Annotated in this window: 6 protein-coding genes; 3 read left to right on the top strand and 3 right to left on the bottom strand. The window is 72.0% G+C overall.

The genetic code is table 11. The features are described 5' to 3' along the window. Positions 1 to 74: 74 nt before the first annotated feature. Positions 75 to 2,273 (bottom strand): MMPL family transporter, encoded by a 2,199-nt coding sequence (locus tag ACTIDRAF_RS0210375; protein ID WP_016698672.1) that lies wholly within the window; start codon positions 2,271 to 2,273, stop codon positions 75 to 77. A 139-nt stretch (positions 2,274 to 2,412) separates the two neighbouring features. On the opposite strand from ACTIDRAF_RS0210375, the gene ACTIDRAF_RS28160 reads away from it, so the two are divergent. Beyond that, positions 2,413 to 3,183: a TetR/AcrR family transcriptional regulator gene (locus ACTIDRAF_RS28160; RefSeq protein WP_052168772.1), complete on the top strand. Its 771-nt coding sequence runs from the start codon at positions 2,413 to 2,415 to the stop codon at positions 3,181 to 3,183. A gap of 454 nt (positions 3,184 to 3,637) precedes the next feature. Here the strand turns inward: ACTIDRAF_RS28160 and leuS are convergent, their stop codons facing one another. Further along, on the bottom strand, positions 3,638 to 6,547 hold the full coding sequence (gene leuS, locus ACTIDRAF_RS0210365; RefSeq protein WP_016698670.1) for a leucine--tRNA ligase: 2,910 nt from the start codon (positions 6,545 to 6,547) through the stop codon (positions 3,638 to 3,640). Between the two features lie 315 nt (positions 6,548 to 6,862). Here leuS and ACTIDRAF_RS0210360 point away from each other — a divergent pair, with 315 nt between their 5' ends. After that, the gene (locus tag ACTIDRAF_RS0210360) at positions 6,863 to 7,378 is read left to right on the top strand and encodes an SdpI family protein (protein WP_016698669.1); all 516 of its coding nucleotides are present in this window, start codon (positions 6,863 to 6,865) and stop codon (positions 7,376 to 7,378) included. An 83-nt stretch (positions 7,379 to 7,461) separates the two neighbouring features. On the opposite strand, the gene ACTIDRAF_RS0210355 is transcribed toward ACTIDRAF_RS0210360, so the two are convergent. Then, positions 7,462 to 8,034, bottom strand: a complete 573-nt coding sequence (locus tag ACTIDRAF_RS0210355; RefSeq protein ID WP_016698668.1) for a YqgE/AlgH family protein — start codon at positions 8,032 to 8,034, stop codon at positions 7,462 to 7,464. A gap of 134 nt (positions 8,035 to 8,168) precedes the next feature. Between ACTIDRAF_RS0210355 and ACTIDRAF_RS28155 the strand changes: the two genes are divergently transcribed. Beyond that, the coding region (locus tag ACTIDRAF_RS28155; protein ID WP_016698667.1) for an MFS transporter at positions 8,169 to 9,683 on the top strand (1,515 nt) is incomplete at its 3' end.

The raw sequence follows: 9,683 nt of genomic DNA, 5'->3' as shown, positions 1-9,683 counted from the left end.
GAAGACGGGCCGTCCCGGCCGCTGGGGGTGGCCGGGACGGCCCGCGCTCGTGGGTCGCGTCCGCAAGGGGCGCGCTAGGCGGTACCGGCGCCCTCGGCGCGCCGCTCGGCCGCCCTGCTCCCCGCGGGTTCCGGCTCGTCGCCGCCCTCGTGGATCCCGACGCGCTGCTGGAGGCGGCGCAGCGGCCCCGGCGCCCACCAGCCGGCGTTGCCCAGCAGCTTCATCAGGGCGGGGACCAGCAGCATCCGCACGATGGTCGCGTCGAGGGCCAGCGCCAGGATCATCCCGACACCGATGAACCGCATCATCTGGAGGCCGGAGAAGGCGAAGGCGCCCGTGACGACGATCAGCAGCAGCGCCGCCGCCGTGATGACGCGTCCGGTGCGGGCCAGACCGGTCCGCACGGCCTCCTCGGTGGTCGCTCCGTAGGAGCGGGCTTCGACCATCCTGCTGAGCAGGAAGACCTCGTAGTCCGTCGAGAGCCCGAAGACGACGGCGGCCATCAGCACGACGATGCCCGCCTCCATCGGCATCGGGGTCACGCCGAGCAGACCGGCGCCGTGACCGTCGACGAACACCCAGGTGAGGACACCGAAGGTGGCCGACAGGCTGAGGACGCTGAGCAGCACAGCCTTGATCGGCAGCAGCACCGAGCCGAAGGCCAGGAACATCAGCACGACCGTGGCACCGATGATCAGCAGCGCCATCCAGGGCAGTTGCTGGCCGACGGCGTCGAGGCTGTCGAGGTTCAGGGCCGTCATGCCGCCGACCAGGAGGGTGGCCCCCGCCGGTGGTTCGAGAGCACGGATGTCGCGCACGGCCTGGTTGGCCTCGCCGCCGAAGGTGTCGCCGGTGGGCTGGGCGGTGAGGACGACGACGTCATCGGCGGCACCGCTGGGCTGCACGCCCTCGATCCCGTCGACCTCGTCGACCTGGGCGACGAACTGGCCGATCGCGGCCTCGTCCGGCGGAGTGCCGCCCTCACCGTGGAGGACGATCTCGATGCCGTCACCGGAGGTGAAGGGGAAGTCCTCCTTGAGCGTTTCGACGGCGACCCTGGCCTCGTCTCCCTCGGGGAGGATCCGTTCGTCCGGCTGACCGAACTGGGTGGACAGGAACGGAGCGCCGAGCAGGACGAGGCCCACGACGATCGGCACGGCGACCAGGGTGGGGCGGCGCATCACGCGGTCGGCGAGCCGCCCCCAACCGTCGCGTTCCGGGCGCTGGGGGCCTCGGGCTGCGCGCCGGCGCCAGGGCATCGGGAGCGCGTCGACCTTGGGCCCGAGCAGGGCGAGCATGGCCGGCAGCAGGGTCAGGGACACGACGGCGGCGAAGCCGACGGCGCTCATGCCGCCGTAGGCGAGGGACTTGAGGAACTCCTGCGGGAAGAGCATCAGGCCAGCCAACGCGATGATCAGCAGGGTGGCGGAGAACGCGACGGTCCGGCCGGCGGTGCCGATGGTGCGGCGCACCGAGTCGGCGGTGGACCGACCCGCCGCGATCTCCTCCCGGAACCGGCCTACGACGAAGAGCCCGTAGTCGATCGCCAGTCCCAGGCCGAGCAGGCTGGCGACGTTGACGGCGAAGACGTTGACGTCGGTGAACAGCGAGATCAGGTGGAGCAGGCCGAGGGCCCCGAACACGGCCAGGCCGCCGACGATCACGGGCAGCGCGGCGGCCACCACACCGCCGAAGACCACCAGTAGCAGGACCAGCACGATGGGCAGGGAGACGACCTCGGCGCGGATGAGGTCCTGCTGGGCGCGTTCCTCGATGGAGTGTTCCATGGGGATGCCGCCCGCGACGTCGCCGCGCACTCCCTCGATGTCGAGGAGGTCCTTGATCTCGTCGTAGGAGTCCATCTTGGCGTTGGCGTCCTCGCCGGCCAACCCGACGATGGCCAGGGCGCGCTGGCCGTCCTCCCCGCGCAGCTGCGGGGCCATCGTCTGCCAGTAGCTGGTGACGTTGGTGACGGCGTCGGAGGGCAGTTCCTCCAGCGCGTCGGTGACCCGGGTGCCGAACTCGGGGTCGTCGACATCCGATCCGTCGGGGGCCGTGTACACGACGATGACGTCGCCGGCCTGCCCGTTCAACGCCTCCTCGGCGAGTTCGTTGGCCAGCACCGCCTCGCTGTTGGGGTCCTCGTACCCGCCCTGCCCCAGTTTCCCGAAGACCCCGGTCCCCCAGACGCCTCCGGCGATCGTGATCACCAGAACGGTGATCAGGATCGCCCACCGGCCACGGAACGCCGTGACCCCCCACCTCGCGAACACGTGTTCTCCTCCACCAGTTCTTCCACGGTCGGCGCGCTGATCCGCGGGTGTGAACGGTGTAAACTCCATTAACACCGTTCACCCATTGGGGTAACGGTACGACCGGGTAAACGGTGTTTACAACCCAGAAGGGTGCCGTATGTCGGGGGTCACACGCCGAGAACGCGTACGTTCCGCAACCGAACGGGAAATCCTCACCCAAGCGAGGGGACTTCTCGTTCGGGAGGGACGAGAAGCTGTCACGCTGCGCGCCATCGCCCGCAACCTCGGTATGACCGCACCGGCCCTCTACCGGTACTTCCCCTCCCGGGAGGAACTGCTGCACCGGCTGGTGGAGGAGATCTGCTCCGACCTGGCCGAGCTCATCACCACCCGCGCGCGCACCGCCGACACCGGCGAGGAGATGGGAGCCGTGCTCACCGTCTGCCGGACCTTCCGGACCTGGGCGCTGGCGCACCCCACCGAGTTCGAACTCGTCTTCGCCTCACAGCAGGCCGGCACCGGGACCCCCACCGACGGCCCGACCGCCCACGACCAGTTCGGCTCGATCTTCCTCCGGGTGATCGCCGGGCTGCCCGACTTCGAGGACGAGGAGCTGGCCCCCTCCGACGACGACGCCTTCCCCGAACCGATGCGGGACGAGTTGGTCGCCTACCGGCGGGAGATGGTGACCTCGCTGGGCGAGCTGGGTGTGGAGACCACCGAGGAACAACTCACCCTCAGCGCCGTCTACCTGATCCTGCGGTGGTGGGGCCGGCTCTACGGCCACGTCGCGCTGGAGGTCTTCCACCGGTTCCCGTTCACCGTCTCCAACGCCGAACTGCTGTTCGAATCGCTGCTGGCCGAACTCGTCGCCGAGGCGAGCAGCGGCGGGGGCTGCCCGACACGGGCGGGCCGGTCGCTCGACTGAGCGGACACCGTCGTCGCGGCAGCGGTCGACACCACAGGCCGGCACATCACGAGGGAGGCGTTCGGGCGAGGCGACCACGAGGACCGCCGGTTCCAGCACTCGCTGGGCTCGGCGCCCCGGGTGTCGGCCGGGACGTCTCACCGTGTTCGTCTCGTCGGCAACTCGCACGGCGTCCGACCGACGAACGACCCCACGTGCCCAGGGACGGTTTCGACCGGGTCCGGACGTTGGGCACGGAACCAGGTGGTCCTCCCCGGCCGAGACGCGCGCCCTCCGACGGCTCTGGAGCCGTCGGCCAACCAGGGAGTGGACCAGGTTCCCGTCTCGCCCGGCGTCGAGCAGGAGCTCGCGCGCCCACCGGTCCGGCCCGGCGGACCTGCCCGCCTCCGCACACGGGACGCGGCGGGCCGGGCGCCCGGCAGGGACGACCGGCCCGCGCGGCTCGGCGGCAAGCTCAGACGACGATGTTCACCAGCCGTCCAGGCACGACGATGACCTTGCGCGGCTCACGACCCGCGACCACCGCCTGGATGCGCTCCTCGGCCAGCGCCGCCGCCCGCACCGCCTCCTGGTCGGCGTCGGTCGGCACCGTCACGCGGGCCCGCACCTTGCCGTTGACCTGGATCGGGTACTCCACCGTCTCGTCCACCAGGAACCGTTCGTCGGCCACCGGGAACGGACCGTGCGCCAGGGACGCGGTGTGCCCCAGCCGGGACCACAGCTCCTCCGCGATGTGCGGGCAGAGCGGGGCCAGCATCAGGACCAGGGCCTCCACCACCTGGCGCGGAGTACCGGCAGAGTCGCCGTACCTCTTGGTGAGGTGGTTGTTCAACTCGATCAACTTCGCCGCCGCCGTGTTGTAGCGCAGCCCGACGTAGTCCTCGCGCACACCGGCCACCGTCCGGTGCAACAGGCGGGTGGTCTCCTCGTCCGGAGCGTCCTCTGTGACCCGCAGCGCTCCGGTGGCCTCGTCGACGACGTTCCGCCACACCCGCTGGAGGAAGCGGTAGGCACCGACGACGTCCTTGGTCGCCCAGGGGCGGGAGATGTCCATCGGCCCCATCGACATCTCGTACAACCGCAGCGTGTCCGCGCTGTAGGCGTCGCAGATCTCGTCCGGGGAGACGGAGTTCCTCAGGCTCTTGCCCATCTTCCCGTACTCCTGGGTGACCTCCTGGTCCTTCCAGAAGTACCGGCCGTCCCGCTGCTCCACCTCCTCTGCCGGCACGTACACGCCCCGCGAGTCGGTGTAGGCGTAGGCCTGGATGTAACCCTGGTTGAACAGCCGACGGTAGGGCTCCTCCGAGGACACCTCACCCAGGTCGTAGAGCACCTTCTGCCAGAACCGGCTGTACAGCAGGTGCAGCACGGCGTGCTCCACGCCGCCGATGTACAGGTCCACCCCACCGGTGTCCCGGTCCCCGTGCTCCTCGGGACGCGGGCCGGTCCAGTACCGCTCGTTCACCGGCGAGCAGAAGGTGTCCTGGTTGTTCGGGTCGATGTAGCGCAGCTGGTACCAGCAGGACCCGGCCCAGTTGGGCATCGTGTTGGTGTCCCGCCGGTACTTCCTCGGCCCGTCCCCGAGGTCCAGCTCCACCTCCACCCATTCCTCGGCACGCCCGAGCGGGGCGAACGGGTCGCTCTCCGCGTCCTCCGGGTCGAAGGTCTTCGGGGAGTAGTCGTCGACGTCGGGCAGCTCGACGGGCAGTTCGCTCTCCGGCAGCGCGATGGGCTCGCCGTCCTCGTCGTAGACGATCGGGAACGGCTCACCCCAGTACCGCTGCCGGGAGAACAGCCAGTCCCGCAGCTTGTACTGCACGGTCCGCTCACCGTGCCCGTGCTCCACCAGCCAGGAGACGACCCGTTCCTTCGCCTCGTCCACTCCCAGGCCGTCCAGGTTCACCGAGGACGGGTGGGAGCTGTTGATCGCCGGCCCCTCACCCGTGTAGGCCTCGCCGTCGAAGCCCTCCGGCGGCTGGACCGTCCGCACCACCGGCAGGTCGAAGGCCGAGGCGAAGTCCCAGTCCCGCTGGTCCTGCCCGGGCACGGCCATGATCGCGCCGGTTCCGTAGCCCATCAGGACGTAGTCGGCGACGAAGACCGGGATACGGCCACCGGTCACCGGGTTCACGGCGTACGCGCCGGTGAACACGCCCGTCTTCCGCCGGTTCTCCTGCCGTTCCAGCTCCGACTTCCGGGAAGCCGTCAACCGGTAGGCCACCACCGCCCCGGCGGGGTCCGCCGCGCCTCCCGTCCAGGACTCCGGCGTCCCCGCCGGCCACTCGGTACCGACCAGGGCGTCGACCAACGGGTTCTCGGGGGCCAGCACCAGGTAGGTGGCGCCGAACAGCGTGTCCGGCCGCGTCGTGAACACCTCGACGGGCTCGTCGACCCCGTCGACGGCGAAGGAGACCCTGGCGCCCTGGGAACGGCCGATCCAGTTCCGCTGCATCGCCTTGACCTTCTCCGGCCAGTCCAGCCGGTCCAGGTCGTCGACCAGCCGGTCGGCGTAGGCGGTGATCCGCATCATCCACTGCCGCAGGTTGCGGCGGAACACCGGGAAGTTGCCCCGCTCGCTGCGACCCTCCGCCGTCACCTCCTCGTTGGCCAGCACCGTGCCCAGCCCTGGGCACCAGTTGACCGGGGCGTCCGAGACGTAGGCCAGGCGGTACCCGTTCAGGACGCGGCGGCGCTCACCGACCGACAGCTCCGCCCAGGCGCGGCCGTCCGGGGTCGCCCGCGTTCCCGCCTCGAACTCGGCGACCAGCTCGTCGATGTGCCGCGCGCGCCCCCGACCGCCGTCGGCGTCGGGGTCGTACCAGGAGTTGAAGATCCGCAGGAAGATCCACTGGGTCCACCGGTAGTAGCCGACATCGGTGGTGGCGATGCGACGCCGTTCGTCGTGGCCCAGGCCGAGGCGCTGGATCTGGGCCAGGTAGCGCTCGATGTTCTTCTCGGTCGTGATCCTCGGGTGCTGCCCCGTCTGCACCGCGTACTGCTCGGCGGGCAGGCCGAACGCGTCGAACCCCATGGTGTGCAGGACGTTGCGCCCCAACATCCGGTGGTAGCGGGCGTAGACGTCGGTGCCGATGAACCCGAGCGGGTGGCCGGTGTGCAGGCCGGTCCCGGAGGGGTAGGGGAACATGTCCTGGACGAAGAGCTTGTCCACCGGAACCGCGCCCTCCCCGTCCGAGGGGGCGAGGTCACCCTCCGGGTTCGGCGCGTGGAACGTGCCGTTCGCCGCCCAGTGCTCCCGCCAGCTGGCCTCCAGCCCGGCGGCCAGCTCGGGGGTGTAGCGGAACGGCGGCGTGTCACCGTCCCCGCCGGCCGCCCGCGCGGCGGTCTCCGAAGTCGCCTCACTCATCGCTCTTCCTTCCCTCCGGTCACCCGTCGATCGCCGGCCGCGGCACCTGCCAGGGCCGCGCCATCCCCCCGAAAACACGAAACCCCCCATCCCGGGAGGGCATGAGGGGTGGCCGCGCTGACGCGTTCGCGACGCTCAGCGCGGCTGTATAAGGAGCAGGCGACCCATGCTCACGCCGCCAGGATAGCGGATCGTCCACCGCCACCCGGGCCTCGCCAGCACCGACGCCGCCGGGAAGGCCAAGCGGGGTGGTCTGGGACACCGGACACCGGGGTAGCGGAAGGTGGCTGACCTGCGCCGCTTACCCTCGACCAGGTGACGACCGTGCTGGAGTCAGGACAGGTTCTCGCCGCACAGGCGGAGGCGGGTGGGATCACCGTTCCCCGAATCCTCCTGATGCTGGTCATGGTGGCCGCCGGCGTCGCGGTCGGCTTCGTCGGCCTGCGCGGGCTGCGGGAGGCCCTGCCGAAGAACTCGTGGGCGGGTGTGCAGACACCCGCGACGATGCGCAGCGACGAGGCCTTCCGGGTCGGCAACAAGGCCGCGGGTCTCCCCCTGCTGGTGGCCGGAGCGGTGTTGGCCCTGCTGGGGGCCCTGGTGCCCTTCGCGGGCGGCACCGCGACCGTGGTCACCCTCGGCGTGGTCGGCGGGCTGGGCGGTCTGGCGTTGACCGCCGCCGGCTGCCTCCTCGGCCACCAGGCGGCGTCCCGGGTCCCCGCCCCCAAGCCGCAGGGCCGACGGCTGGGCTGTTCCGGTCAGTGCTGCGGCAACAGCGCCTGCGGCGTGGCCAGCGCGCTGGGCGGCGCGACCGCCCCGGGTTCCGCGAGCTGAGGTCAGCCCCGGACCGACCGCCACCGGACCAGGAGGGCGGGCCACCCCCACCAGCGGTACGAGCGGGGGTGGCGGCCGCCCGGTCAGTTGCGTCGGGGGTCCGAGGGGTGGGTGGCCAACAGCGCCAACGGCATCGGTTGCCGGCGGAGCACCCTCCCCCACAGGTCGTCGCCGGGCGGGGCCAGGATGTCGTCCGGCAACGCGGGGACCACGATCCAGTCACCACGCTCGATCTCGCCGGCCAGCTGGTCGCTCTCCCACCCGGCGTACCCGGCGAAGACGCGGAGTCCCCGGATCAGTCCGGCGAAGGTGTCCGGGTCGTGGTCGAGGTCGACCAGGGTGACCGGGTTGCGCACCGAGATCGTGCCGGGGACCTCGGACACCCGGACACCGGTCCGCAGCGCCGCCAGGCACAGCGCCACCTTCTGCTCCACCGGTCCACCGAGGAAGACCGCTCTCGGCCGGGTCGCGTACGGCCCCCAGCTCGGCAGCACGTCGTGCAACGCGGTGTCGCTCGGTCGGTTCAGCACGACGCCCAGCGTTCCCTCACCGCGGTGTTCGATCACGTAGACCACGGTGCGGCGGAAGTTCGGGTCGGAGAGACCGGGCGAAGCCACCAGCAGCGTGCCGGGTTCAACCTCGACGTCAGGTCGCACCCGACCATGATTTCACCTGGCCGTCGTCCCGAACAGCCGGTCCCACCCGCTCGCCCGTCCCCTCGGCGCCCCACTCATCGGTGTCAGGCGTCGCGACCGACACCGGGGCGCGGTGGTGACTAGGCTCGGCAACCGTGAACGCCGGTGCCGACCAGACCGACCCCGCCCGACCGAGCACCGCCGGCGGGCCCGACGCTCGGCCGCCCGGCAACACCCGGCTGCTCGTGCTGCTGGTGCGCACCCGGGCCGGGTTCCGCAGGCTGTTGGTCAGCCGGTTCACCGCCCAGTGGGGCGACGGCATCTTCCAGGCGGGCCTGGGCAGCGCCGTCCTGTTCAACCCGGAGCGGGAAGCCGACCCGGCCGTGGTGGCTGCGGGCCTCGCGGTCCTGCTCCTGCCCTACTCGGTGGTCGGACCGTTCGCCGGCGCGTTGCTGGACCGGTGGGACCGCCGGCGGGTGCTGCTGACGGCGAACCTGCTGCGTGGAGCGCTGATCGTGCTGACCTCGGCTGCGGTGGCGGCGGGCGTCGCCGGGGCACCGCTGTACGCCGGTGCCCTCCTCGTGATGGGGGTCAGCCGGTTCGTCGGGGCCGGCCTGTCGGCGTCCCTGCCGCACGTGGTGGCGCCGGGGGAACTGGTGCCGGCGAACGCGGCCGCGACCACCCTCGGCGCGGCCGTCACCGCCCTCGGCGCCGGTTCGGCGATCGTCCTCCGAGAGGTGCTGGGCGCCGGCGACGCCGGCTCCGCGCTGGTCACCGTGATCTCCGCCGCCGGCTCGCTGGTCGCGGCGCTCGTCCTGATCGGTTTCCGCCCCGGCGCCCTGGGACCCGGCCACGAGCCGACCGGCCCCTCCGACGTCGCCGGCGGCGTCGACCGGCTGCCCACCGGGTCCACCGACCGCCCAGGCCTGGTGGCGGCGCTCGCCGCCGTGGCGGGTGGGCTGCGGGACGGGGGGCGGACCGCGTTGTCGGTGCCCTCCGTCACGGCGGGGTTCCTCGCGTTGATCAGCCACCGTGCCGCGTTCGGCGTGGTGACCCTCACCGGGCTGCTGCTCATGCGCCACGGTTTCACCGACCTCGGCCCGTTCCGGGCGGGGCTGCTCGGCGTCGGCCAGGTGGTGGGGACCGCCGCCACCGGGATCGTCGTGGGAGCAGTGCTCACACCGCGGCTCGTCGCGCGGCACGGCGCGCCGGCAGCGGTGCGCGGCGCACTGCTGGGCGGCGCGGCGACCATGATGCTGCTGGGCCTCGTGACGACGCTCCCCACCCTGCTGCTCGCGTCCTTCCTGGTGGGACTCGCGGGCCAGGTCGTCAAGCTCTGCGCCGACGCGGCCGTGCAGCGGGACATCGTCGACGAGCACCGGGGCAGGGTCTTCGCCCTGTACGACACCCTGTTCAACGTCATGTACGTGGCCGCGATCGCGGCCGCCGCCACCGTCGCTCCCCTGGACGGGCGCTCACCCGCCCTGCTGTTCGCCGCGGCGGGGCTGTACCTGCTCGGGGTGGTGGGACACGGCCTCGCCCGCCGCCGGACGTCCACGAGCGGCCCGGGAGCGGGCGCCGTGCCCGGCGGATCGGCCGTGGTGGGCGGCCCCGCGCCCGGCGGCGACCACGGGACGGACGCCGACCGGCGGCCCGACGGCCCCGACCCG

Origin of the sequence: Actinoalloteichus spitiensis RMV-1378, from assembly GCF_000239155.1 — a bacterium.
Taxonomy (GTDB): Bacteria; Actinomycetota; Actinomycetes; order Mycobacteriales; family Pseudonocardiaceae; genus Actinoalloteichus_B; species Actinoalloteichus_B spitiensis.
This window is presented reverse-complemented; position numbering and strand designations above follow the sequence as displayed.

Bases quoted from the DNA above. Each gene is read 5' to 3' on its own strand.
- ACTIDRAF_RS28160 (WP_052168772.1), top strand. From the start codon at position 2,413: ATGTCGGGGGTCACACGCCGAGAACGCGTACGTTCCGCAACCGAACGG.
- leuS (WP_016698670.1), bottom strand. From the start codon at position 6,547: ATGAGTGAGGCGACTTCGGAGACCGCCGCGCGGGCGGCCGGCGGGGAC.